Annotated in this window: 24 protein-coding genes; 19 read left to right on the top strand and 5 right to left on the bottom strand. The window is 47.4% G+C overall.

Translation table 11 applies throughout. From position 1 onward, the window contains the following. Positions 1-113: 113 nt before the first annotated feature. The 6 genes from HF638_RS25490 to HF638_RS25465 all read left to right on the top strand — a co-directional run bounded on the left by HF638_RS25490 (position 114) and on the right by HF638_RS25465 (position 5,209). The gene (locus HF638_RS25490; protein ID WP_169482786.1) at positions 114-791 is read left to right on the top strand and encodes an NAD(P)H-dependent oxidoreductase; all 678 of its coding nucleotides are present in this window, start codon (positions 114-116) and stop codon (positions 789-791) included. A 135-nt stretch (positions 792-926) separates the two neighbouring features. Beyond that, a complete protein-coding gene (locus HF638_RS25485) occupies positions 927-1,370 on the top strand; it encodes a MarR family winged helix-turn-helix transcriptional regulator (RefSeq protein ID WP_340400362.1) in 444 nt (147 codons plus the stop codon). Positions 1,371-1,536: 166 nt separating this feature from the next. Then, positions 1,537-2,118 (top strand): NAD(P)H-dependent oxidoreductase, encoded by a 582-nt coding sequence (locus tag HF638_RS25480; RefSeq protein WP_169482785.1) that lies wholly within the window; start codon positions 1,537-1,539, stop codon positions 2,116-2,118. 115 nt (positions 2,119-2,233) lie between these two features. Next, entirely contained in the window at positions 2,234-2,545 is a 312-nt protein-coding gene (locus HF638_RS25475) for an ArsR/SmtB family transcription factor (RefSeq protein ID WP_062837657.1), read from the top strand. Between the two features lie 156 nt (positions 2,546-2,701). Beyond that, positions 2,702-3,736 carry an LLM class flavin-dependent oxidoreductase gene (locus HF638_RS25470; RefSeq protein WP_169482784.1) on the top strand — a complete coding sequence of 345 codons (1,035 nt, stop codon included), beginning with the start codon at positions 2,702-2,704 and terminating at the stop codon, positions 3,734-3,736. 312 nt (positions 3,737-4,048) lie between these two features. Further along, the gene (locus HF638_RS25465; protein WP_169482783.1) at positions 4,049-5,209 is read left to right on the top strand and encodes an AI-2E family transporter; all 1,161 of its coding nucleotides are present in this window, start codon (positions 4,049-4,051) and stop codon (positions 5,207-5,209) included. 154 nt (positions 5,210-5,363) lie between these two features. Here HF638_RS25465 and HF638_RS25460 read toward each other — a convergent pair whose 3' ends face one another. Continuing rightward, positions 5,364-5,735, bottom strand: a complete 372-nt coding sequence (locus tag HF638_RS25460) for an ArsR/SmtB family transcription factor (RefSeq protein ID WP_169482782.1) — start codon at positions 5,733-5,735, stop codon at positions 5,364-5,366. Positions 5,736-5,962: 227 nt separating this feature from the next. On the opposite strand from HF638_RS25460, the gene HF638_RS25455 reads away from it, so the two are divergent. The 7 genes from HF638_RS25455 (at position 5,963) to HF638_RS25425 (ending at position 14,124) form a co-directional block, all read left to right on the top strand. Continuing rightward, a complete protein-coding gene (locus tag HF638_RS25455; protein WP_169482781.1) occupies positions 5,963-8,278 on the top strand; it encodes a heavy metal translocating P-type ATPase in 2,316 nt (771 codons plus the stop codon). Positions 8,279-8,383: 105 nt separating this feature from the next. Continuing rightward, complete coding sequence (locus HF638_RS25450; protein WP_169482780.1) at positions 8,384-8,740, top strand: SdpI family protein; 357 nt, start codon at positions 8,384-8,386, stop codon at positions 8,738-8,740. 197 nt (positions 8,741-8,937) lie between these two features. Beyond that, entirely contained in the window at positions 8,938-9,390 is a 453-nt protein-coding gene (locus HF638_RS25445; protein ID WP_169482779.1) for a MerR family transcriptional regulator, read from the top strand. A 227-nt stretch (positions 9,391-9,617) separates the two neighbouring features. Then, on the top strand, positions 9,618-10,838 hold the full coding sequence (locus tag HF638_RS25440; RefSeq protein WP_169482778.1) for an MFS transporter: 1,221 nt from the start codon (positions 9,618-9,620) through the stop codon (positions 10,836-10,838). Between the two features lie 18 nt (positions 10,839-10,856). Then, positions 10,857-11,279: a universal stress protein gene (locus tag HF638_RS25435; RefSeq protein ID WP_169482777.1), complete on the top strand. Its 423-nt coding sequence runs from the start codon at positions 10,857-10,859 to the stop codon at positions 11,277-11,279. A 239-nt stretch (positions 11,280-11,518) separates the two neighbouring features. Further along, entirely contained in the window at positions 11,519-12,943 is a 1,425-nt protein-coding gene (locus HF638_RS25430; RefSeq protein WP_169482776.1) for an aldehyde dehydrogenase family protein, read from the top strand. A gap of 368 nt (positions 12,944-13,311) precedes the next feature. Then, positions 13,312-14,124, top strand: coding sequence for a MerR family transcriptional regulator (locus HF638_RS25425; protein WP_169482775.1), 813 nt, complete (start codon positions 13,312-13,314; stop codon positions 14,122-14,124). Between the two features lie 151 nt (positions 14,125-14,275). Here the strand turns inward: HF638_RS25425 and HF638_RS25420 are convergent, their stop codons facing one another. Next, positions 14,276-14,773 carry a GAF domain-containing protein gene (locus tag HF638_RS25420; protein ID WP_076320214.1) on the bottom strand — a complete coding sequence of 166 codons (498 nt, stop codon included), beginning with the start codon at positions 14,771-14,773 and terminating at the stop codon, positions 14,276-14,278. A gap of 185 nt (positions 14,774-14,958) precedes the next feature. Between HF638_RS25420 and HF638_RS25415 the strand changes: the two genes are divergently transcribed. The 3 genes from HF638_RS25415 to HF638_RS25405 all read left to right on the top strand — a co-directional run bounded on the left by HF638_RS25415 (position 14,959) and on the right by HF638_RS25405 (position 17,576). Further along, the gene (locus HF638_RS25415) at positions 14,959-15,255 is read left to right on the top strand and encodes a hypothetical protein (RefSeq protein ID WP_076254765.1); all 297 of its coding nucleotides are present in this window, start codon (positions 14,959-14,961) and stop codon (positions 15,253-15,255) included. Positions 15,256-15,480: 225 nt separating this feature from the next. Next, a complete protein-coding gene (locus tag HF638_RS25410) occupies positions 15,481-16,023 on the top strand; it encodes a GNAT family N-acetyltransferase (protein ID WP_248278267.1) in 543 nt (180 codons plus the stop codon). Positions 16,024-16,070: 47 nt separating this feature from the next. Next, positions 16,071-17,576 carry an MDR family MFS transporter gene (locus HF638_RS25405; RefSeq protein ID WP_211175789.1) on the top strand — a complete coding sequence of 502 codons (1,506 nt, stop codon included), beginning with the start codon at positions 16,071-16,073 and terminating at the stop codon, positions 17,574-17,576. 83 nt (positions 17,577-17,659) lie between these two features. On the opposite strand, the gene HF638_RS25400 is transcribed toward HF638_RS25405, so the two are convergent. Then, the gene (locus HF638_RS25400; RefSeq protein ID WP_062837645.1) at positions 17,660-18,121 is read right to left on the bottom strand and encodes a MarR family winged helix-turn-helix transcriptional regulator; all 462 of its coding nucleotides are present in this window, start codon (positions 18,119-18,121) and stop codon (positions 17,660-17,662) included. Between the two features lie 470 nt (positions 18,122-18,591). Between HF638_RS25400 and HF638_RS25395 the strand changes: the two genes are divergently transcribed. The 3 genes from HF638_RS25395 (at position 18,592) to HF638_RS25385 (ending at position 23,068) form a co-directional block, all read left to right on the top strand. Further along, positions 18,592-19,923, top strand: coding sequence for an MFS transporter (locus HF638_RS25395; RefSeq protein ID WP_169482773.1), 1,332 nt, complete (start codon positions 18,592-18,594; stop codon positions 19,921-19,923). 207 nt (positions 19,924-20,130) lie between these two features. Continuing rightward, a complete protein-coding gene (locus HF638_RS25390) occupies positions 20,131-21,480 on the top strand; it encodes a hypothetical protein (RefSeq protein WP_169482772.1) in 1,350 nt (449 codons plus the stop codon). Between the two features lie 49 nt (positions 21,481-21,529). Continuing rightward, positions 21,530-23,068: a hypothetical protein gene (locus tag HF638_RS25385; protein ID WP_169482771.1), complete on the top strand. Its 1,539-nt coding sequence runs from the start codon at positions 21,530-21,532 to the stop codon at positions 23,066-23,068. Between the two features lie 71 nt (positions 23,069-23,139). Here the strand turns inward: HF638_RS25385 and HF638_RS25380 are convergent, their stop codons facing one another. Continuing rightward, complete coding sequence (locus HF638_RS25380; RefSeq protein WP_169482770.1) at positions 23,140-23,517, bottom strand: type II toxin-antitoxin system death-on-curing family toxin; 378 nt, start codon at positions 23,515-23,517, stop codon at positions 23,140-23,142. A gap of 1 nt (position 23,518) precedes the next feature. After that, positions 23,519-23,812 (bottom strand): AbrB/MazE/SpoVT family DNA-binding domain-containing protein, encoded by a 294-nt coding sequence (locus HF638_RS25375; protein ID WP_175623818.1) that lies wholly within the window; start codon positions 23,810-23,812, stop codon positions 23,519-23,521. Positions 23,813-23,843: the final 31 nt, after the last annotated feature.

Genomic DNA, 23,843 nt, shown 5'->3' with positions numbered 1-23,843 from the left:
TGCGTACTTTTTATTTTCGGATATAGATTCTAAACTAATACTAAGCATATCAAAAATGAGAAACTAACGATTGAACATACAACAATACTATAAAGAGAAGGACGTGGAGCTTCATGGAAGATAAAACACAGGCAAAGAAAAAGGAAGATATCTTGAAGGCATATCATTTCCGGCATGCAACGAAGATCTTCGATGATACTCGCAAAATTGCGGATGAGGATTTCCAATTTATACTGGAAACAGGTAGATTATCTCCAAGTTCCATTGGGTTTGAGCCATGGAAATTCTTGATTGTTCAAAATTCGGATCTGCGCAAACGTCTGTCTGAATTCTCGTCTGGCGCTCAAAAGCAATTGGCAACGGCAAGCCACTTTGTTATTATTTTGGCCCGGTCGGACGCCAGTTTTAATTCCCCCTATGCCGAATACATGCTGAAAGAGATTAAGGATATGCCTGATGACGTATTTGAGCTAACAAGTGCGGCATATGGAAAGTTCCAAAATAACCAGAGAATTCTGGAGAATCCGCGATCACTATTCGACTGGGCATCCAAACAGACGTATATTGCACTCGGCAATATGATGACGGCAGCAGCTCAGATCGAAATTGATTCCTGTCCGATCGAAGGTTTTAGCCGTGAGGATGTCCATCGTATGTTGGAAGAAGAGGGTTTACTGGAGGATGGCGCATGGGACGTCTCGGTGATGGCAGCCTTCGGTTATCGGGCAGAGGAACCCAAACGTGAGAAATCCCGACAATCTGTTGAAAAAATCACCCAATGGATTAACTAAAATTAGTATGAATCCAACAACCGTGATCTAACCTTATAGGAATAGAATCAGATCGAAACAGCCCGATATTTTCCACATTAAAAGGATGGAAAGGGCTGTTTTTGTTTATTTAAAAAAGCACTTGAAATTACATAGATGTCTATGTATAATAAGGTCATGCCAAAATACAACGCAATTGCACTGATTGCAAGAATCAGAGATCATGTCAACAAACGGATTGTTCACGAATTGGAACAGCATGAAGTGACAGGCATTGTCCCATCTCATGGGGATGTATTAATGTTTTTGTACCGGGAAGAGACGCTCTCGATCAAGATGCTGGCGGAACGCGTTCAACGCACGCAACCAACAGTAACTGTACTGGTCAATAAGCTGGAGAAGCTTGGATATGTCGAGCGCAGTAAGAGTGCCGAAGATAGCCGAGTGACGATGATTCGCCTAACCGAACAGGGGAAGCGACTCGAACCGATCTTCCATCAGGTATCAGAGCAGATTAATGACATCATCTATAGTGGCCTGTCCGATGAACAGTCGGAGCAATTGGAGAGCTTGCTATCCATTATTGTCCGAAAGTTATAATGAATGAACTCTTCTGTCTGCAACCCTTCCAGATTTGACTAAGGTGGAGGCAGAGGAGATAAATATTTTTTTACCCATATACATAGATATCTATGTATATGGGAACGTATCAAAGTAACCCCATTTTCGCAACCTAACTCAAACCAAACCTGGAGGGATTAACACTATGAAACACCTTATCGTATATGCTCACCCGCACACAGACAGCTTCAATAACGCAATCCTCAATACTGCTGTAGAAGCTCTCGAAGCTCAAGGCCATGAAGTGGTCGTTCGTGACTTGTACAAACTTGGATTCCAACCCGTACTGACTGAAGCTGACACTGCTTCCATGCGTGCAGGACAGACACCACAGGATATCGCTACAGAGCAACAGTTTGTTACGGATGCAGAAGCCATTACATTCATCTATCCGATCTGGTGGACAGGTCTTCCTGCCATTCTGAAAGGGTATGTTGACCGTGTATTCGCCTATGGTTTTGCTTATGTAGCGGGTGAAGCGGGAATCGAGAAATTGCTGACAGGCAAAAAAGGCCTCATCATTAATACACATGGTACTCCTAGTGAAATCTACGATCAGATTGGCATGACTGCTGGACTGAAATTAACTTCAGACGTAGGTATCTTCAACTTTGTAGGCATTGAAGCCGTAGATCATCTGCTCTTTGGAAGTATTGGATACCTGGATGCACCAGCATATCAAGCGATGTTGGATCAGGTTAAACAAACGGTTACGACCAAATTCTAATATGGATTTAGATTCGCTATAAGAATTCCATATGATACCAGACCGACTCGATTATGAGTCGGTTTGTTTGTTTCATGTGTTTGCAAAATGGATGAAAGGGGGTATAATCGTACCCATGGAACCTATACTTATATTCAAAGCATTATCGAACGAGACACGTAGACAAATCTTGTTGTGGCTCAAAAACCCGGAGCAACACTTCCCACCGCTGGAACTATCTCAGCATCCGGATGGTGGCAAGAACGGAATCTGTGTCGGCACGATTCAAATGAAGGCTGGACTGGCTCAGTCGGTTATATCCAGTTATCTGCTGACTATGCTCAAAGCAGGGTTACTGCTCTCCGAGCGAAGAGGACAATGGACGTATTATCGGCGCAACGAAGAGACGATCCGTCAGTTTGCCGAGTACGTGCAGAACGAGTTATAAGCCGGATGCCGGAACGGAAGCTAGGATGCACATGCAGGCAAGGATTCCGTCCGGATGTAAACGGCTAGTTTATGATCACATCTTATCCAGTCGCGATTTAATTAATCTATATATCTGGATATACAAAAATATAATCATCGAGGAGATTAAACAATAATGACTACAGAAAATACGGCTTCATCCCATAAAGAACATATTCATGACGTTAAGCTTTCCATCCTGGATCTGGCTCCCGTCGTTGTAGGTGCAACGCCCGCTGATGCTTTGCGCAACAGTTTGGATCTGACACAGCATGCAGAGCGTTGGGGATATTACCGTTATTGGGTAGCTGAACATCACAACATGCCGGGTATTGCTTCTTCCGCAACTTCGGTCGTTATTGGATATCTGGCTGGTGGAACCAAGACGATTCGTCTGGGTTCAGGAGGCATCATGTTGCCCAACCATGCACCGCTAGTTATCGCAGAGCAGTTCGGTACATTAGAGTCCCTGTATCCTGGCAGAATTGATCTGGGACTGGGTCGGGCACCAGGCAGTGACCGCCGTACATCGCTGGCGCTGCGCAAAGATCTGAACAGCGGAGAAGATTTCCCGGAACTGCTGGCAGAACTCAGAGCATACTTTGATGCTTCGGCGACATCGTATCACGCGCCTGTTCGCGCTGTACCGGGAGAAGGACTGAATATTCCGATTTACCTGCTGGGTTCCAGTGATTTCAGCGCACGTCTGGCGGGTCAGCTGGGATTGCCATTTGCTTTTGCCAGCCACTTCTCGCCCGATTACACCCGAATTGCACTAGAAACATATCGAAATAACTTCCAACCATCTGACAGCTTGAAGGAGCCGCATGTGATTGTGGGTGTTAACGCTGTTGTTGCGGATACAGACGAGGAAGCAGCATGGCTGGGTACAACGATGCAACAGCAGTTCCTGAACATTATTCGCGGCACAACCGGGTTGGTACAGCCTCCGGCAGAGATGGAAGGCAAATGGACGGATCGTGAGAAAGCAGGTGTTGAGCAGACGCTGAAAGCAGCTGTTAACGGTTCACCAGAAACGGTACGTGGACAGCTGGAATCCTTCATTCGGCAGACGCAGGCAGATGAGCTGATTATTACGTCGATGATCTATGATCATAAGGCACGTCTGCACTCCTATGAATTGATCGCACAATTAGCGGGAAAAGCTTAATCTTCATTTTCAGCGTAAAAGCTGGTTTGATGGTAAGCTTATAGCTACAAATTAACGGTTCGTCTCCCAGTGAGGCGAGCCGTTTTTGAATAGGGAGAATTTGCAAATGATTGGTGTGGGGCAGAAGACTCATTTTGGGGTAAAATGACTTTACCGGTTTAATTTGAAACGGTTAAACAGCACCATACGTATAAATCCAGAGTGTTATACATATGTTGGCTTGTACAAGGTGATTTTTTACATGCAAGGGGCATTCATCTAGAGTTATAGTTTAGTTTTGATTAAGGATACATGAGAGAGGACGACACGCCTATGGAGCAACCTGAGCAATCCCGCGTTTGGCCGGATCGGTTCAAGCGATTTTTTCTTAACAACAAGTTTGTCCTATTTCTGCTAATTCTGCTGCTGGTAGGACTGAATGTGATGGTTCTGACCAAAGTATCTTTTGTTCTTCATCCGCTTGCAGTACTCATCAAGACCATTGTGCTACCTATTATTCTGTCGGGCATACTCTACTACCTGCTGAATCCGATTGTGGATGTGATGGAAAGGTGGAAAATCAAGCGTGGCTGGTCCATTCTGATCCTGTATCTTGCGATTGGAGGCATTCTGACCGTCGTCGTGCTGGCAGTCATTCCAGTGCTTCGCAATCAGATTATGGGGCTTATCGCGAATTTCCCCACGTACAGTGAGACGGTAAGACAGCAATTTGAGGAATTGACGGGTAGTCAGCTGTTCGGTCAGGTCCAGGAAACGCTCAACATGAACTGGCAGGATCTGTGGAGAACAGCTTCCCAGAAGGCCGCGGAAATTCTTGACTCAACCTGGAGCACATTGGGTGGGTTCCTTGGAGCTTTCACTGAGATCGTACTGTCCATCGTAACGGTTCCGTTCATTCTGTTCTATCTGCTGAAAGACGGCAAGAAGCTGCCATCGAAAATCCTGTCTTTCTTGCCGATTAAGAGCCGTACGGGTGCAATGCATGTGCTGGAAGACATCAATCACCAGATCAGTTCATTCATTCGTGGACAGATTATCGTCAGCTTCTGCATCGGTATTCTGCTCTACATCGGTTATATGATCATTGGTCTGGATTATGCCCTGATTCTTGCCATCATTGCATCGTTCACGAGTGTTGTTCCGTACTTGGGACCTGCAATTGCGATTACCCCTGCGTTGATCGTGGCTTTGGTCACTTCGCCGGTGATGCTGCTGAAGATGGTTGCCGTATGGACAATCGTGCAGTTAATTGAGGGTAAATTCATCTCGCCACAGATCATGGGTAAAACGCTGAAGATTCATCCGATCACGATTATCTTTGTCATTCTGACTTCGGGTAATCTGTTTGGAGTCGTGGGCATTCTGCTCGCTGTTCCAGGATACGCGGTGCTGAAAGTATGTGTATCGCATATCTTCAACTGGTTCAAGGACAGATCGGGCCTGTATGATCCGAACAAGAACAATCTTTTGTAATGGAGTGGCAAGCACCAATTGAACGGTAATCAGAAGGAGTAGTTACTTTATATCCATTCTGTACAAAACGGTATCCTTACCAAGAAGAACCCCCGTCCATCGGCATATAGCCGAGAGGCGGGGGTTCTTCTTCATGAACAAGCTTGGCTGCTGCCTAGCTGTGTTTAATATGCTGGAGCGTTTGCAGGAAGATCTGCTCAATATGAGTATCGTCAAGAGAGTAATACACAGTCTTGCCTTCCTTGCGCCGCTTGACGATCCGCATGTTGCGGAGTGAGCGTAGCTGGTGTGAAATGGCCGATTGACCCATATCCAGCAGAACCGTCAGGTCATGAACACATAATTCCTTCTGTAACAGCGCATCAATAATACGTAGACGTGTTGGATCACTGAATGCCTTAAACCAATCCGCCATCTCGGTAGAGGTCTCCCGATCTATGAGTGAAGTGCGAATCGTCTGCACGTCGGCTTCAGTACCCGAGCAGGCTGCATCACATTCGCTTGGTGCTTTAACCGGTTGTTCCATTTCCTATCACCGCCTATGTTAACAACTATACCTCTATTATATCCAAAACCCGCCTAAAGCGAAATGATTACTATTAGCATAATCTGTATGAAAAATCAACAACGATTGTTGACACTCATGTTTAGGCGCGCATATAATAGGGGTAACCAAACATATGAATGAGTGCTCATGTATTGAATACATTTGAAATATAACATCGTTTTTGTACTGCAAAGGGGAGAATTCACATGGGAACCGGACAGGAACAGGTGAAAAGGGAACTGCTGCTTGATGGATTGGATTGTGCGAACTGCGCATTGAAGATTGAAAATGGCGTCAAAAAAATTAAAGGCATCAGTGAATGCTCTGTCAATTTCGTTACCAAAACGTTATCGATGCACACCACTTCCGATATGGATGAGCAGGTAGTGGAAGAAGCCAAACGCAAAGTGCTGCGGCTAGAGCCGCATATACGCATCTCGGAAAAAGGAAAACATGTGAACGGACATGTGCACACTCATACAGGGAGTGCAGCTGGCACGCATAACCACAGTCATGACCATGCAGGACATCATCATGGACATTCACATGGCAAACACTCGCATACACATGATCACTCAGATTCAGAGGGACACACACATGGTCATGTGCATGAGCACGGAAGTCATGCTGGGCATGATCATAGCCATACGCATGAACATGGTGCTGGACAGACGAAAGTATTACTTGCTCGTCTTGCTGCTGGTTCTGTGTTGCTCGCAGCTGCCATCTGGTCGCCGCTGGAGGGCTGGGCGCAATTTGCTCTCTATGCGCTCGCTTATCTGATCGCCGGGGGAGATATTGTGCTCCAGGCTTTCAAAAACATCATCCGCGGTCAGGTATTCGATGAATACTTCCTGATGTCCGTTGCTACCTTGGGTGCCTTTGCTATTGGAGAGTATCCGGAAGGGGTAGCGGTCATGCTCTTCTATCAGCTTGGGGAGCTGTTTCAGGGTATGGCGGTTAATCGATCACGCAAGTCCATTCAAGCACTCATGGACATTCGGCCGGATTACGCGAATATCCTGACGGGTTCGGGTGACGAAACCCGGCGTGTATCTCCTGAAGAAGTACAGATTGGTGATCGAATTGTGGTGAAAGCAGGCGAGCGAGTACCGCTGGACGGTATCGTAAGAACTGGACGTTCTATGGTGGACACTTCTGCTCTGACAGGGGAATCGGTACCTCGTGAGTTGGAGCCAGGTAGTGATGTACTAAGCGGTTTTGTGAACAAAAACGGTATGTTGACGATTGAAGTGACCAAAACGTTTGGTGAATCAACGGTATCCAAAATTTTGGATCTGGTGCAGAACGCGAGTAGCCGGAAGGCGAAAACAGAACATTTTATTAGTAAATTCGCTCGTTATTACACACCGGTTGTTGTTATCCTTGCTGCCTTGATTGCATTTGTTCCGCCGTTGATACTTAGTGGTGCAACATTTGCTGATTGGATCTATCGAGCCTTGGTCTTCTTGGTTATCTCATGCCCTTGTGCGCTTGTGGTCTCTATTCCCCTTGGATTCTTTGGTGGCATCGGAGCGGCTTCACGTAACGGTATTCTCGTCAAAGGCAGTAACTACCTTGAAGCGTTGAACGATGTGAAAGTCGTTGTTTTCGATAAAACGGGTACACTAACCAAAGGTGTATTTAAAGTAACAGCCATACGTCCCGAAGGTGGACGTACGGAAGAAGAACTGATGAAGCTGGCGGCCATTGCCGAAGCGAATTCCAATCATCCGATTGCCGAATCCATTCGTGCAGCTTGGGCCAAAGATATCCCAACGCAAGGTGTGGAGGGCTATGATGAAGTTGCCGGACACGGGATCAAGGTGAGCGTCGATGGTCAGGAAGTGCTGGCAGGCAACGCCAAACTAATGGAGCAGGCGGGTATATCGTATAGCACACCAGAGACGGTAGGAACGATAGTCCACATTGCTCAGGCTGGGGTATATGTTGGTCATCTGATCATTGCCGATGAAGTGAAGGATGATGCAGCTGCTGCCATTCAGGCGCTGAAGAAACTCGGCATCCGCAAAACGGTCATGCTTACAGGTGATGCCAAAGCCGTGGGTGAAGCAGTAGGACGTGAGTTAGGTGTGGATGAGGTCTATGCTGAATTGCTGCCACAGGACAAAGTCGAACGGCTAGAGCAACTGGAAGCTGCCAAGTCTCCGAAGGAGAAGATGGTGTTTGTCGGTGACGGTATCAACGATACACCTGTGCTGGCACGCGCTGACGTGGGCGTAGCGATGGGGGGACTCGGCTCGGATGCCGCGATTGAAGCGGCAGACGTGGTCATCATGACAGATGAACCGTCAAAACTAGCGAGCGCTATCCGCATTGCAAAGCGTACACGAATGATTGTATGGCAAAATATCGCGTTCGCTCTGGGGGTTAAGGCGATCTTCCTGCTACTGGGTGTGTTCGGTATTGCCACCATGTGGGAAGCGGTATTCTCCGATGTCGGTGTTACGGTATTGGCTGTCCTGAACGCCATGCGTGTACTTCGTGTGAAGAATATCTAAGTTTACGAAACGAATTAGGCGGCTCTTCGTATATACGTAGAGCCGTTTTTATATTTTTCAAGGCATTATGTTGATGAGAAGTTATGTAGAGAAGGGGAGAATGTTTTGACAGGAGCAGTAGTAGGAATCATCATCGGGGTGTGTTATTTCATTCTGGGGTTAATGGTGTTCAAAAAACCACCGAAAATGATTAACGGAATATATGGGTACCGGACCCCGCGTGCAATGAGTAATCCCGAGCTATGGGACGAAGCGCAAAAGTATAGCGCCAATCTGATGATGCAGTTTGGTGTAATTATTACGATATTCGGCATAATCGGGTTCTGGCTTACGGATGTACGAGCTTTGGTTCTGAGTCTGGTTGCTACAGGATTCTATACGTTTAGACTTTTTACCAGAGTGGAAGGCCGTCTGAAGCAAATGCAGCGTGCACAACAGCAACAGAATGAGCAGAACGTTTAAGGTAAGATTAGTGAATAGGTTTAGAGAAGAGGACTCGCGTGCGAAGCGGGTCTTTTTGTGTTAAAGATAGCTATCGAAGCGATGTTAAATTCGCTAAGACTTCATATATAAAATCTAACGTTGACGTTAACGTTAATATTATATATAATTATGTACATAACATTATAGACATATAAAAAGAAGAAGAGGTGAAGGAAATGAGTTTATATAAAATCGACGACGTAGCCAAGGAGTGCGGTTTGACCAAGCGAACCATTCGGTATTATGAAGAGATTGGTGTCATGCCTTCACCTCAGCGGACAGATGGCGGGACGCGGTTGTACACTCGGGAGGATATAGATTACCTGAAAAAGGTGGTTCGCGCCAAAGAGGTACTTGGATTCTCCCTTCAGGAGCTACATACCTATGTGGCAACGGCAGATGCTTTGAACGAACAACGTTTTGACTACCGGCAGACGACCGAAGTGAGAGAGCGGATCGAGAAGCTCAACACGATCGAGACAACGCTGGATGGTCAGCTGCAACTGATTGAGCAGAAACTTCAGAGCATACATGCCGTACAGACTGAACTGGAAGAGCTACGTGAACGCGTTCGGAGCGGTATTCAGAAGTTACAGGCACATGATCGGCAGGGTGATGAAGACGGCTAACCGAATTAGCATCTAATGTTTAATAAACAAAACTGTATACACATAATCGCTACATGGAGTGAGTACTAGTACCTGTGGCGATCCTGTACAAACACCGGATGTTCCGGTGTCATTTGTGCCGTTTTGTTACCTCTATTCATGAAAATGAATGCAATTTTTCATCGTTTTCACGGTCATTTTCAAATATAAAGATTAACCATATAAATTATTCACAGGAGGAATTACGTATGAAAAGAGAGCCATCATTACCGGACGAATTGCCGGCATCACGTGGGGGCCTGTTATCCCAACCGCGAGCGGTATGGGCGGTCGCTTTTGCATGTATCATATCCTTTATGGGTCTGGGTCTGGTTGACCCGATTCTGCCTGCCATTGCAGATCAGCTGCATGCTTCGAAAAGCCAGGTGTCACTGCTATTTACCAGTTATAACGCTGTAACTGGGGTAGCGATGCTGATTACAGGTGTCGTATCCAGCCGGATTGGTGTGAAGTGGACGCTGCTCAGCGGTATACTGCTGATTATTATCTTCTCGTTCCTCGGCGGTACCTCAGACACGGTAGGTGCACTGGTCGGTTACCGTGGCGGTTGGGGACTCGGTAATGCCTTGTTCATCGCAACGGCGTTATCCGCCATTGTGGGACTGTCCACGTCGGGGACAGCCAAAGCGATTATTTTGTACGAAGCAGCGCTTGGTCTCGGAATTGCAGTTGGTCCACTGCTTGGTGGTGAGCTGGGTTCCATCTCTTGGCGCGGCCCGTTCTATGGGGTGGCTGTTCTGATGGCGATTGCCTTTATCAGCATTACATTTATGTTGCCCAAGATGGCCAAACCGAAAACACGCAGTTCTTTGTCCGATCCGTTCAAAGCATTAAGTTATCCTTCACTGAAAACATTGGCAATTACCGCCTTTCTGTATAACTTTGGTTTCTTTACCTTGATGGCCTATTCACCATATGTCATGAATCTGGATGAGCACGGCTTGGGTTATGTATTCTTTGGCTGGGGACTGATGCTGGCGATTACGTCGGTATTTGTCGCTCCAAGATTGCAACGCCGATTCGGATCGGTGCCGTCCATGAGTGTCATGCTTACATTGTTCGCGATTGATCTAGTTGTTATGGCAGTAGGTACTGTGATGGGTTCACCGACTACCGTCATTGTGGCGGTCATTGTGGCAGGGATCTTCCTTGGGATTAACAACACGTTGATTACAACGGCTGTTATGGAAGCTGCACCTGTGGAACGTTCTGTTGCTTCCGCTGCATACAGCTTTGTTCGTTTTCTGGGTGGCGCACTTGCTCCATGGCTTGCGGGTAAATTGTCCGAGTGGTTCCTGCCGGAAACGCCGTTTTATTTTGGCGCATTAATGGTTCTGGTTGGAGTCGTGGTACTGCTGGTGCGACGTCATCATCTGCGGGATATTGATTCCGCCATTACATCTCACTAATTCACAGGAGGAATTGCAATGCCGAAACGTATATTGGTTGCTGTTGATGGTTCGGATCATGCGCATAAGGCTTTGGAGCAAGCACTGATCCTGGCAGAAAATATGAAACAACCCGCAAGTCTGTTGATCGTGCATGTTAATCCTGCTATTTCTATTAATGAACCTGCATTGGGTGTTGAACTGGAAGCTCGGATTGCCGAAGAAGGGCAACATATTATAGAACCAGTGAACAGACAGTTGTCTGGACGGGACGTTGCGCATGAAACGCTGCTGATTGCAGGTGATCCCGTTCATGAGATCTGCCGTGTGGCGCGTGAACGAGATTGTGGAATGATTGTGATGGGGACAGGCGGGAAAGGCATGCTGGCAGAGATGATCGTGGGCAGTGTCAGTCATGGTGTGTTAAAACATGCAGAATGCCCCGTCCTGACGGTTAAATAAAACGGCAGATAAATTTAGCCTGTATGATATAGGCCGTATAAAAGCCTGTTTAACGACGTCTAATGGTGACGTCTGGAATCCTTTACTGGGTTGATGGCACGGAAATAGTGTATAAATAGATTATATAAATTGAACTGAACTTTTACATGAGACAGCGATTGGAAGATTGTTCTGTCATCAAAGTGGCGGTGTAACATTCTTTAGTTCAATAGGTTCGAAAAGAATGGAGGATGCAGCATATGAAAAAACAACATCTGTTTATCGGTGGCAAACCTACCGAATCCGTAGATTATAAATTACTTCAAGCACCATACTCCGGGGAAACGCTGGCAGAAGTCTCGTCCGCTTCAGCAGAGGAAGCGGAGGCTGCTGTTGCAGCTGCGGTGCAGGCTGGGAAGGAATTGCGCCAGATGCCTGCACATCAGCGTGCAGATATTCTGTACAAGTTGTCCTCCATGCTTGAAGAACGCAAAGAAGAAGCAGCGCGAATCATTGCGCTTGAGGCAGCGAAGCCGATTACCGCAGCGCTGGCCGAGGTTGACCGTACGGTGGAAACGTATCGTTTTGCCGCCGAAGAAGCCAAGCGACTGACCGGAGAGACGGTTCCGATGGATGCAGCCAAAGGTGGAGAAGGGCGCATCGGGTATACGATGCGGCAACCTCTAGGCGTCATTGGCGCAATCACGCCGTTTAATTTTCCCATGAACCTGGTAGCTCACAAGGTAGGTCCAGCGCTGGCAGCGGGCAATACGATTGTTCTCAAACCTGCGGAGCAGACGCCGCTGTCTTCCTATTACATCGCTAATCTGCTTCAGGAAGCCGGATTGCCGGATGGTGCACTGAACGTGGTGAGCGGTGATGGTAAAACGATTGGTGATGTGCTTGTCGAGCACCCCCGTGTTGCTCATATTACGTTTACAGGCAGTCCAGCGGTAGGCACGAGCATTCGTAGCAAAGCAGGACTGAAACGCGTGACATTGGAGCTTGGGTCGAATGCAGCGGTGATCGTGGATAAGGATGCAGATCTGGACAAAGTGGTTCCTCGATGTGTGACGGGAGCTTTCACGTATCAGGGACAGGTATGTATCTCACTACAGCGGATTTACGTACATCGTGATATTTCGGATGAATTCATCCGGCGTTTCGCTGAAGCGGCCAAACAAGTGGTGGTCGGAGACCCGCTCGAGCCGGATACGGTAGTCTCTGCGCTGATTACCTCCAAGGATGTACAGCGTACGCTTGACTGGATTGAAGAAGCCAAACAGGCTGGGGCCGAGGTAGCAGCAGGTGGTCAAGCTGAAGGAGGCGTTCTGCGTCCAACCGTGCTGGTTAACGTTCCACGTGATGCCAAGGTATCCTGTCAGGAAGTGTTTGCACCCATCGTGGTGATCAATACTGTGGATTCGGTTGAAGAGGGCATTGAATATGTCAACGATTCCATCTATGGACTTCAGGCGGGTGTGTTCACAAATGATATTCATACGGCCCTCCATGCTGTAGATCAGATCGAGGCAGGAGGAGTTATGATTAATGATATTCCAACGTTCCGGGTCGATCACATGCCTTATGGTGGTGTGAAGCAGAGTGGTATTGGGCGTGAAGGTGTAAAATATGCGGTAGAGGAAATGACGGAATTGAAGTTTGTCATGTTTAACAAAGGATGATTCACTTCATTTCTCGTGCTTAACATTTGGTATGCCAATGAAAACATAACAATATGATCCTGTGCCATGATCATGGTACAGGATTTTTTCATATGTAGATGTTGGAAAACTGTTTCAAAAATACATACCGATTCTTTATTGACTGCGGGTTCACATCTGATGAGACGGGTATAAATAGTTAACATATCGCAATTCATTTGATTAAATGCCGCTCATATCACCTAAGCATGATGTACCCATCCAGAGCGTGAGCGGAATGAAGCGGTACAGCATTGCCTAAGTCTTATAATCTCTCACTATTCAAATAAAATGCAGTATGAAATAAGCCTGAACTCTGGAGTTGCAGGACAGGCAGGAGGTGTATTCAAATGGCATATTCCATGGTTGATGTATCCGGAATGTCAGGCGTAAGTCTGAACGAGCTGAGCCAGTATGCGGAGACAGGTCTTCTGAATCCGGCTTTTGGGGATATAGATGAGGACATCTATTATGAAAAGCAGGAATTGCTGAGACTCCAGCAAATCCTTTTCTGTAAGGAAGTAGGTATGAAGGAGAATGAGATTGCCCCGATGCTCCGGGATAATCCTCAGGATGTCATACGCATCATGAAGCAGCATCGCATTGATATTCTGGAGAAGGCACTCCGTCTGCATGGATTGATTCAGACACTGGACAAAACGATCTCTCATTTGCAAGGTGAACAGGAAATTGATGAACATGATCTTTATATCGGTTTTGTAAATAAGGGGCGTCACCAGTTGCTGAATGAATCGGGTTCTGAAGCTGTAGTCACTAATGATATGAACCATGTGCAGACAGACGGTGCTCAGAGGTCCGACATCCAATCTTCCAATTCATCCACATTACCTGAAAATCAGGAGTTGAAGTCAAAAGAAGATTATCTGGATTCCCAGGCGAAAATTGATCAAGTTCATCTGGACTTGCAACAGGCCATTGAGGACGGATTGGAGCCCGGTAGTGCAAAAGTACAACAGATTATTGGCAGGCATCTTGAATGGATCAAAGGTTATTATACACCCACCGCTGAGATCTATCGGGATTTGGCCAATCTGTATGTAGAGCATAAAAATTTCCGTCAGATGTATGATGGTTACCACCCGAGGCTGGCTGAATTCCTGCGGGATGGGATGATGATTAAAGCGGAACATGATTTATCCTAGATGCATAAAGTAACATGGGCGAGCAAGAACATGGGTGTGAATCATAATGGATAACAAAGAGCGCAGACCTCTGAGAGGACTGCGCTCTTTGTTATTACGGGTTCTTCATCATCGTGTGTGATGAGACTCCGATCACCTTATTCATCATTTCCTAAAGGGGTATGGTTGCCTCCAACTGCTCTGTGAGCAGGCTTACGGCTTTCTCCAGGAAGACGCGGTCTTCGTCGTCAAAACGGTTTTTGATCGGGCTGTCGATATCCAGCACCCCGTACAGTTCGCCGTTTTTGATGATCGGTACGACAATCTCACTGTTGGATGCTGCGTCACAGGCAATATGGCCTGGGAAAGCATGAACATCGTCAACGACCATGGTACGTTTTTCGGCAGCAGATGTACCGCATACGCCACGTCCTAATGGAATTCGGATACAGGCAGGCAGTCCTTGGAATGGCCCGAGGACCAGTTCTTTTCCATCATACAGATAGAAGCCGACCCAATTGGTGTCGGTCATGAATACATTGAGCAGCGCAGCAGCGTTCGCCAGATTGGCAATCGCACTAGGTTCATCGCGGATCAGAGCACTTAACTGTCCCAAGACGGCGGTGTGCTGCTCACTTCGTGTTCCTTCATAGGAAACAGCTTGAAACATGGTAAATCACCCTCCCGAGCAAAATGGTACTTATTTTCAAGATAGTGCAGAGGATGCGGTTAGTCAAGCGGAGGATTTCGGAAAGGGAAGGGAATACCAGAAGAATCCTCCTGTTTCTCAGCTTCTTGGGTGGGGTAATTACTTACCAACCACGGAGGGCTATAACCCGGGAAGGAGCTTGGCTTATGCATGCAGAGGTACAGAATCTTTTTGTACGGATACATCTACTACATTTCGCGCAAAATCAGGATTTGAACGTTAGCGAGGCGCTGCCTTTATTGGAAGAGCGGGGATATCGCGTTGGAGAGCGGGAGATCAAGCAGGAGCTTGAACACCTGACACAGGAAAACTTCCTGACCGCCCACGGGGACCAATGGAGCCTGACCGGGACTGGCATTGAAGAGTTCAAGGAAATCACGGCTGTGTTTGGCCGGGTTAGCGATGAATTACTGGGAAAGGGCAAGAAAACGTCAAAAGCTTAAAGTTCATTCGGACAAGCCCTGATGTAACTCACTTAAACTTGAATTGATCCATACGTACAACAAGACCGGGAGCGACAATGGCCCGGTTTTTTGACGTGTGTTCATGACTGAATAGTTGCCATTCGGCGCAGGTTATGATTAGATGACTAGTGAATCTTATGGTCTGCAGAGATAGATCGGATCGGAGTGTCTTATATGTATAAATGCAAAGGGAGAATTCCCGAAATGGAGACTGCGCGGCTTCGTCTGCGCAAAATGCGTCGCCGGGATGCGGCCCAGATGTTCGCATGCTGGTCAGATCGCGAGGTGACCCGTTATATGAATCTTGCGCCCATGATTGGGACAAGCGAGGCGGCGGACATGATTGGACTGCTTAATCATATGGCAGGGGAAGAGGATGCGATTCGGTGGGGGATCGAACTCAAGGAGACAGGCAAGCTCATCGGCAGCTGTGGATTCAACACATGGCAGCTTGAAGGCGCATTCCGGGGTGAGATCGGTTATGAGCTGGGACGTGACTACTGGCGCCACGGTTATATGACGGAGGCTTTCTCGGCATTGTTGCCCTTCGGATATGAGACCATGGGACTTAATCGGATTGAAGCGCTGGTTGATCCGCGCAATCTCGCTTCCGGCGAGTTTCTGACGAACCGCGGTTTTACGCGGGAAGGGCTGCTGCGTCAGGTGCAGCATACATCCACCGGATACAAGGATATGGTGATGTATTCAATGTTGTATGATGAGTTCCTTCGCAAGAAAGGTAAATAAAAGAGAGAAACGAAGAGAGAAGGGTTTGTGTGAATGCAACCGGAGGTTTGAAGCGCAGTTTCATCTTGACGGGGCTGTTGCTCGCGACATTTCTGTCAGCGATTGAAGGTACCGTGATTGGCCCGGCGGGACCAACCATTGTCAGTGAATTGGGGAGTGTACAGCTGCTGAGCTGGATTTTCACCGCATACCTGCTGACGATGGCTGTGAGTACACCCATTTTCGGCAAAATCAGTGACCTGTATGGACGAAAGCCTGTATTTCTGATTGGCTGTGCCTTATTTTTATTGGGTTCACTCCTGTGCTGCCTATCGCAGAACATGGAGCAATTGATTATTTTTCGTGCCATTCAAGGGATTGGTGCGGGTGCGGTAGTTCCTGTTACGTTTACGATTATCGGGGACATCTACGCCATTGAAGAACGTGGCAAAATTCAGGGCTGGATTAGCTCCGTGTGGGGTATTTCCTCTCTGGCGGGTCCGCTGCTTGGTGGTTATTTTGTAGATAATCTGGGCTGGCAGTGGATCTTTGGTTTTAATGTGCCATTCGGCCTGCTCGCGATGTGGTTTGTATTTCGTTATTTGAAGGAAGATATCTCTCCGCGAACGGCCAAAATTGACTATGTCGGTGCGCTGACCTTCACGGTGGGCATTACCGCGTTGCTATTTGTTCTGTCAGCGGGTGGGCAATATTATGCCTGGAGTTCTCCGTTGATTGTAGGACTGAGTGTGGTTGCCGCTCTGTTTATCATTTTATTTTTCGTGGTGGAAAAAAGAGCTCAGGCCCCGATGGTTCCACTACATCTGTTCCGAATTCGTGACATCCGTGTGGCGAATATCGCCGGACTGCTAACCAGTACTCTGATGATCGGCCTGACCAGTTATTTGCCGCTCTGGGTGCAGGGGGTTCGGGGAGGTAATGCGACGGAATCCGGGCTGCTGCTCGCGCCGATGTCGGTGGGTTGGCTCATTGGTAGTGTGATGGCAGGCCGCCTGTTGATGAAAATTGGATCACGTATGACCGCATTGATTGGATTAACCGGAATTGCGATCGGATCGGGTGGACTCTTTCTGGTGGGCGGGACATCCCCGCAGGCTGTACTATTCATATTGACCTTTATATATGGTCTCGGTTTTGGATTTGCGTTCACGATCTTCACCATTATTGCGCAGTCTTCTGTAGGGTATAAGGAGCGTGGTTCCTCTACAGCACTGCATACGTTCATGCGTACGTTGGGACAGACGATTGGTGCAGCAGCTTTTGGTACTTGGTTGAACTATCGGATCTCCACGTTATCCAGTGAGCAGAATCTGGCGGATGCCGGAATTTCGGAGAATGATCTGAATGAACTGCTCGCACCACATACGGATGCTGCTCTATCGGATGACAAATGGGGGCTGTTGCGTAACGTGCTGGAAGGAAGTTTACATTCTCTGTTTGTGATTATGTTTGTTATTGCATTGGTGTCGTGGGTAACGACGCTTGCTTTACGCAAACGTTTAATTGTACCCGAAGATGCAGATGCTCCACCGCAGCCACAAGGCTCAAAGTAAAAAGAAGATATACGAATAACCGGATTCGCCGATGTCAGGCAAATCCGGTTATTTTTGTTGATGGCACGCGTGCAATGAATGGTCTAGCTACTCGCGGATAAACGGTCTGCACTGTGTGCTAGCCTTCCCAAGAGTTCGGATAGCAGTTCCTTGTCTTCCTCGCTCAGTCCACTGACAGCACGGTCGATCTTCACCGCATAACCTGGATAGATGTCATCCATGGTGCGCTGACCTTCTTCGGTCAGTTCCACAAAGATGATACGTCTGTCTTGCGGACAATGCTTACGGAGTAACAGTCCTTTTTGCTCCAGCTTATCAATCACATAGGTCACATTTCCGCTTTGCAGCAGAAGCTGTGCACCAACCTGTTGAATCGGCTGAGCTCCTTTCATATATAACACTTCAAGCACCCCATATGCGGTGGGGTTGAAGCCATGCACTTTGCTTCCGGATACAGCGTGTTCATTCACGCTCTTGAATGTCTGGGCCAAGGTGCGGTACAGATGAAGTGAACGTTCGGCTCCAATTTCTTGTAATTCCAGCATGCTGATCCCGCCTTTTCAGATTAGTTTTATAAGTTGAAATGATGAAGTTACAACCTACCACTACGAGGACAGAACAACCTTCCAATCACTGTTATCCCCAGATTTTTTGAATATTCTTCAAAGGTAAAATCCGGTGATAAAGGTGAACGCTACGCTTTTTCAGGTTATTTCTGTCCTCTCCGTTATGCTGTTCATGTAAAAGATAATTTCAACTTATATGAGTTGGGTTATTATGTGTGACGATTCAGGTTGTCGCCATGCTCTTATTGTAAACCTCTGTTTCCACGAAAAACATGCGATATGTCACAAGATCTGCATTTTTAGCATTTAAAATTTGATCATTCATCATGAATGAAAATCATCCTTCAGATGTCACTTCTTCTCCGCCTCTGGCAGGAGGTTGAGTCAAGCCTTGCTCTCTTATAATGAGTTCATATTATGAATTCGGAAAACAATGGAGGAGAAGAAGGATGACAAGTGAGTTAACGTTTGAAGCACAACGACCATTGAGGAATAACCGATCTTTTGTAACATTGATGGTGGCACAGGCCATCTCCAATCTGGGTGACTGGCTGCATCTGCTGGCGATCCTGACACTCGTAGGTATCCGCTGGAATGCAACGCCATGGGAGATTACGTTTGTGATGTTGTCCGCTGCATTACCCATGCTGGTGACTGGACCGTTTGCAGGTGCACTCGCGGATCGGATGAACCGCAAGTGGCTGATGATTACTGCTGATGGCGCGCGGATCGTCATCGTGGGTGCGTTAATTTTTGCCGACCAGATCTGGCACGTCTACATACTGCTTGTCCTCAAATCATTGTTTGATATCATCTTCTCTCCTGCCAAAAACGGAAAGCTGAAGGAAATTGTACCGCATGAACAGCTTGCGCAAGCGGTATCCATCAGCTCGGTGATCGAACAAATGTCCAAAATTATCGGTCCAGCGCTTGGTGGACTGCTGGTAGCCGCTTTTGGCATCACCTGGTGTTTCATTCTCGATTCAGCGTCTTTTCTGATCTCCGGCATCATTTTATTGTGGATTCCTGGAACTCGGGTGATCCAAACCGCAATTCATAACGTAACAGAAGTAGAAGAAGAGACAGCTGGGGATGTTCATAACCGTCCAAAAGACTCTTTTTGGAAAGAAACATTGGAGGGCATCCGCATGCTCGCATCTCTTCCTCACGTAGGAACGTCTCTGATCTTGCTTGCTTCAGCTATACTATTTTTGCAATTTGCCGATTCACAGACTGTGGTGTTATTTAGACAGCTTCCTGGAATTTCAAGTGATCTGCTGGGATGGTGCGTTGCGGCCAGTGGTGTAGGAACATTAATTGCAGCGATGAGTGTGCGGAAGTGGAAGCATGCTGGGCATGTTTTGAAAATGGGTCTGGGAACCTCGCTCACGGGTCTGGTGATTGGTGCAGCCGGGATCATTGTTGTGGTCTGGCCGTCTGCTGGACTTAGTGCGCACTTGCTGCTTATAACCTTGTTTGCCCTTGCAGGAATCGGAATCGGGTTTGCAGTGGTGCCTTTCCAAATTCTGTTGCAGGAACAGACACCTGAGGCGATGACAGGCAGGGTATTTGGAACGGTAGGCAGCGTGATGACAGCTAGTAATATTATGGGTCCGGTAGTAGGTGGATTCATGGTCACTTCATTCGGTGTAGTGCCGGCGTTTGTCTGTTCAGGCATTTTGCTGACCTTGCTTGGGTTGATTTATTTGATGAAACGTAGTAGGAAAAAAGTCGATCTGAATGACTCCATTGCGGCCAAAACAATGACTGCGGGCGACTGAAAACATGCCGGACCTGCTCAGGTTAGAACAGTTGAAATGAAGGTTTGAATTTACTTCAAATTTTAAGTTTTTGATGAAAAAGCGTTTGAGTAAACGCCTTCACGTTTAATGAGGAACAGGCAGGAATCCCTGTATTCTAATTATTCATAGGGGAAAACTCATATGCCTTGTCCCACCAACGCATTAGCGGAAAGGGGGTGAAGCAACTTGAATGTAAAGTTACCAAAATCGATCGTACGTCTTGGAAGCATACCAATGGCAATACTTGCCGGGACTTTGATGCTGGGGTTTGGATCGTCGCATGTATATGCGGATGATGCTCAGGTATCTTCTGAAAAACCGTCCAGCGGATTGTCGCTAAATCTGTTTTCACGCGATTCGGATGGCGGATTGAACCTGACTCCATCGGTATCGGTATCCACACCACTACTGGATGTTGAAGTTCCGTCGATCAAAGCGAATGAATCCACAGGTAAGCTGAGTGTATCTGAGCTGAAAGTAGATACACCGCTTGGATCAGCCGGAACATCAGAGATTGGTATTGATGCGAAGAAGGGAACCGTCGAACTGCCGTCTGTAAAGGCAGATACACCGGTGATCAAAGCCGATGTATCAAGCAGTCAGGTGAACCTGAGTGAAGGTGCAGCTTCCTTGCCTGGCATTACCGCAGAGGTACCCGAGGTCATCAAGGCAGAGACGTCTGCTGTGAAAACAGACCTTCGACAAGGTAAGGTTGAATTGCCTTCCGTGAAGGTGGATGTACCTGAAGTTACTTCGGTCAATATCTCCTCATCCCGTGGGGATCTGAGTAAGGGAAATGTCCAGCTGCCATCTGTGAAAGCAGAAGTTCCAGTTGTAGACGTATCCGCTGAACTCAATCCTGATCAGGAAAAGGTGGAGATTCCAAGTGTGAAGCCGGAACGGCCTGTAGTCACTCCGGAACAACCGGCGGTCGTCAAAACACCGAATGGTGAAACGTCCAATACGAGTGCACTCGCAGATCCTGTTTCATCTCAGAACAACGAGGAAGGACAGGACGCAGTACAGGTTACGGGCAAAGTGATTGAAGTCAACCCGGAATCAGAAGTACGTCCAGAACAACCTGTTGTTCCGCAGGCATTGCCTGTGGAAGGGACCGATGTGACGAAGGATTCCGATGTTAATGCAGGTTTGCCCGATAACGAGCTAGTCCTGGTAGATCAGCCATCTGCTGAACCATCTGTCACTGAACAAGTGCAGAGTAACCAGGAAGCCGATATGAAACAAGATGATGCTGATGCAGCATCTCCATTGCAGCCTCGCACAGAACGACCAACAAGTTGGTCTGTTGCAGCAACTTCTCCCGGAGTAGCTAATGCTTCTGCAGGGACAAGTTCCGGTGCATCCGGTGTAACTGGAGGTGGAGCAACCGCACCAGCCGCTGCACTTCCAGGAGCAACAACGGGTCTGGTTACGCCAGATTACGATTTTGCTTTCCGAATGGAACGATTGGATGGGTTCAGTCAATGGTCACAGGCACCGCCGGGGCGGCCGCCGCAATATACCTCTTTCTCTTAGGCAACAATGGCGTTAATTCAACCAAAATTGAGAAGGAGTGTATATAATCATGAAAAAAGTGAATCGTTGGGTAAAATTGTCGGTATTGTCGGGTACGTTGGTAGCTGGATTGCTGGGAGCTTCGCAGGCAACTTACGCAGATAGCTATAGCAATAACAGCAGTGGCAATCTGGATCTGAATGCAGGGTTGCGTCTGGAACTGGGATCTCTTCTGTCAGGACACCGTGACACAGGTTACGATAACCATGGTAGCTACGGAGGTTCATCCAGTGCAAGCGGAGCATTGAATTTGGATCTTGGACTCAATGCCGGCTTATCCTCAGAGAGCAAGAACCGATACAATGATCGTTCTTCCGATTACACTGCTGAGCGTAGCAGTTCTGGCAAGCTGGGCCTTGGCCTGAATGCCAATGTGTCGGGAGAAGGTACAACGATGAGCGATTATTCACGAGGCGGCGATCATCGGAACGTGAACAGCAGCTATGCGAGCGAAAGCCGTGGAGCACTGGGTCTCGGTCTGAACGTGAATGCGGAAGGAGAGAGTGCAACATGGACTCAATCTGAACGCAGCAATAGCGTGAAAGACAGCGAGCGTAACGTGAACAGCAGCTATGAGAGCGAAAGCCGCGGTGCACTAGATCTGGGTCTGAACGCAAAAGCTGAAGGAGAGAGTGCTACCGTGGCTCAATCCGAACGCAACAATAGCGTGAATGACCGTGAGCGTAACGTAAGCAGCAGCTACGCGAGTGAAAGCCGCGGAGCTTTGGGTCTTGGTCTGAACGCAAAAGCCGAAGGAGAGAGTGCAACGATGGCTCAATCCGAACGCAATAACAGCGTGAATGACGGTGAACGTACCGACAACAGCAGCTATGCGACCGAAAGCCGTGGAGCACTGGATCTGGGTCTGAACGTGAAAGCGGAGGGTGAGAGTGCAACGTGGACTCAATCTGAACGCAACAATAGCGTGAATGACCGTGAGCATAACGTGAACAGCAGCTATGCGACCGAAAGCCGTGGAGCACTGGATCTGGGTCTGAACGTGGATGCGGAAGGAGAGAGTGCAACGATGGCTCAATCCGAACGCAACAATAGCGTGAATGACCGTGAGCGTAACGTGAGCAACAGCTACGCAAACGAAAGCCGTGGCGCATTGGATCTGGGTCTGAACGCGAAAGCCGAAGGAGAGAGTGCAACCGTGGCTCAAACTGAACGCAACCACAGCGTGAAAGACAGTGAGCGTAACGTAAACAGCAGCTATGCAGGCGAAAGCCGTGGAGCACTGGATCTGGTTCTGAACGCGAAAGCGGAAGGAGAGAGTGCAACGTGGACTCAATCTGAACGCAACAACAGCGTGAATGACCATGAGAGTAACGTGAACAGCAGCACTGCGAGCGAAAGCCGTGGCGCATTGGATCTGGGTCTGAACGCGAAAGCGGAAGGAGAGAGTGCAACAGTAGCTCAATCCGAACGCAACAATAGCGTGAACAGCAGTTATGCAAACGAAAGTCGTGGCGCTTTGGATCTGGATCTGAATGTGAATGCAGATGCAGAGAGTGAAACTACTTCTGTGGTGGAGACAAATCGGTAATATGAGATTTTCATTGTAATATGAAGAAGCAGGGGATCCGGAACCCCTGCTTCTTTTTTACATTTTATGAGCTAGCGTTCTACTGAATGTTCTTCTAATAAGCGTACTATCTTTTCAAATGTATACTCGCCTTCGGCAATCTTGACCATAAATTCAACGGCATATTTACGTTCCATCTGCAAATGGTACCCATTCACTCGTAGAAAGGACTTGGTTACAAGATAAGCTGTACGTTTATTTCCGTTATAGAAACAGTGGTTTTTAACCAATGACTCTAATAAGGCAGTAGCTTTATCAAATATGGAAGGGTAGGCATCCTCTCCAAACAAACTTTGGAGAGGTCTATTTATCGCAGAATCCTTAACCCCAGCTTGTGCTGTATCATTCATCTTCTTCATCATAAAATGGTGAGCGGCTACTACTTCTTCAATGGTAAGGAATATGGTCATCTTAACGATCCCTTAAATCATTAAGGATATCCTCATCTTCTTCGAAAACGTCGAAGAAAGCTTCCAGTACTTCGGGTCTTACATTTTCGGGTATTTTCATTTGTTTCACCTTTTTTAGTACAATTTCTCCCTGACTGTTTTCAATAAATTCAATCTCATCGCCCTGAGAAACATGGAGCTTATCAATCAAAACTTTGGGCAAGCTAACGCCCAAGCTGTTTCCCATTTTGCCTATTTTGCGAGAAAGGATTTTTCTTTTGGAATGCTCCTCTTTCATCTGAGCCCCACCATTCATGATATATTCCTCCTATAGTATGATCCAACTT

This window comes from Paenibacillus sp. SZ31 (genome assembly GCF_012912005.1).
Classification (GTDB): domain Bacteria; phylum Bacillota; class Bacilli; order Paenibacillales; family Paenibacillaceae; genus Paenibacillus.
The sequence above is the reverse complement of the archived record's forward strand: the minus strand, read 5'-3'. Positions and strand labels throughout refer to the sequence as shown.

Coding starts and splice junctions, on each gene's coding strand:
- HF638_RS25490 (WP_169482786.1), top strand. CDS start 114: ATGGAAGATAAAACACAGGCAAAGAAAAAGGAAGATATCTTGAAGGCA.
- HF638_RS25485 (WP_340400362.1), top strand. CDS start 927: ATGTCTATGTATAATAAGGTCATGCCAAAATACAACGCAATTGCACTG.
- HF638_RS25480 (WP_169482785.1), top strand. CDS start 1,537: ATGAAACACCTTATCGTATATGCTCACCCGCACACAGACAGCTTCAAT.
- HF638_RS25475 (WP_062837657.1), top strand. CDS start 2,234: ATGGAACCTATACTTATATTCAAAGCATTATCGAACGAGACACGTAGA.
- HF638_RS25470 (WP_169482784.1), top strand. CDS start 2,702: ATGACTACAGAAAATACGGCTTCATCCCATAAAGAACATATTCATGAC.
- HF638_RS25465 (WP_169482783.1), top strand. CDS start 4,049: ATGGAGCAACCTGAGCAATCCCGCGTTTGGCCGGATCGGTTCAAGCGA.
- HF638_RS25460 (WP_169482782.1), bottom strand. CDS start 5,735: ATGGAACAACCGGTTAAAGCACCAAGCGAATGTGATGCAGCCTGCTCG.
- HF638_RS25455 (WP_169482781.1), top strand. CDS start 5,963: ATGGGAACCGGACAGGAACAGGTGAAAAGGGAACTGCTGCTTGATGGA.
- HF638_RS25445 (WP_169482779.1), top strand. CDS start 8,938: ATGAGTTTATATAAAATCGACGACGTAGCCAAGGAGTGCGGTTTGACC.
- HF638_RS25440 (WP_169482778.1), top strand. CDS start 9,618: ATGAAAAGAGAGCCATCATTACCGGACGAATTGCCGGCATCACGTGGG.
- HF638_RS25435 (WP_169482777.1), top strand. CDS start 10,857: ATGCCGAAACGTATATTGGTTGCTGTTGATGGTTCGGATCATGCGCAT.
- HF638_RS25430 (WP_169482776.1), top strand. CDS start 11,519: ATGAAAAAACAACATCTGTTTATCGGTGGCAAACCTACCGAATCCGTA.
- HF638_RS25425 (WP_169482775.1), top strand. CDS start 13,312: ATGGCATATTCCATGGTTGATGTATCCGGAATGTCAGGCGTAAGTCTG.
- HF638_RS25420 (WP_076320214.1), bottom strand. CDS start 14,773: ATGTTTCAAGCTGTTTCCTATGAAGGAACACGAAGTGAGCAGCACACC.
- HF638_RS25415 (WP_076254765.1), top strand. CDS start 14,959: ATGCATGCAGAGGTACAGAATCTTTTTGTACGGATACATCTACTACAT.
- HF638_RS25410 (WP_248278267.1), top strand. CDS start 15,481: ATGGAGACTGCGCGGCTTCGTCTGCGCAAAATGCGTCGCCGGGATGCG.
- HF638_RS25400 (WP_062837645.1), bottom strand. CDS start 18,121: ATGCTGGAATTACAAGAAATTGGAGCCGAACGTTCACTTCATCTGTAC.
- HF638_RS25395 (WP_169482773.1), top strand. CDS start 18,592: ATGACAAGTGAGTTAACGTTTGAAGCACAACGACCATTGAGGAATAAC.
- HF638_RS25385 (WP_169482771.1), top strand. CDS start 21,530: ATGAAAAAAGTGAATCGTTGGGTAAAATTGTCGGTATTGTCGGGTACG.
- HF638_RS25380 (WP_169482770.1), bottom strand. CDS start 23,517: ATGACCATATTCCTTACCATTGAAGAAGTAGTAGCCGCTCACCATTTT.
- HF638_RS25375 (WP_175623818.1), bottom strand. CDS start 23,812: ATGAATGGTGGGGCTCAGATGAAAGAGGAGCATTCCAAAAGAAAAATC.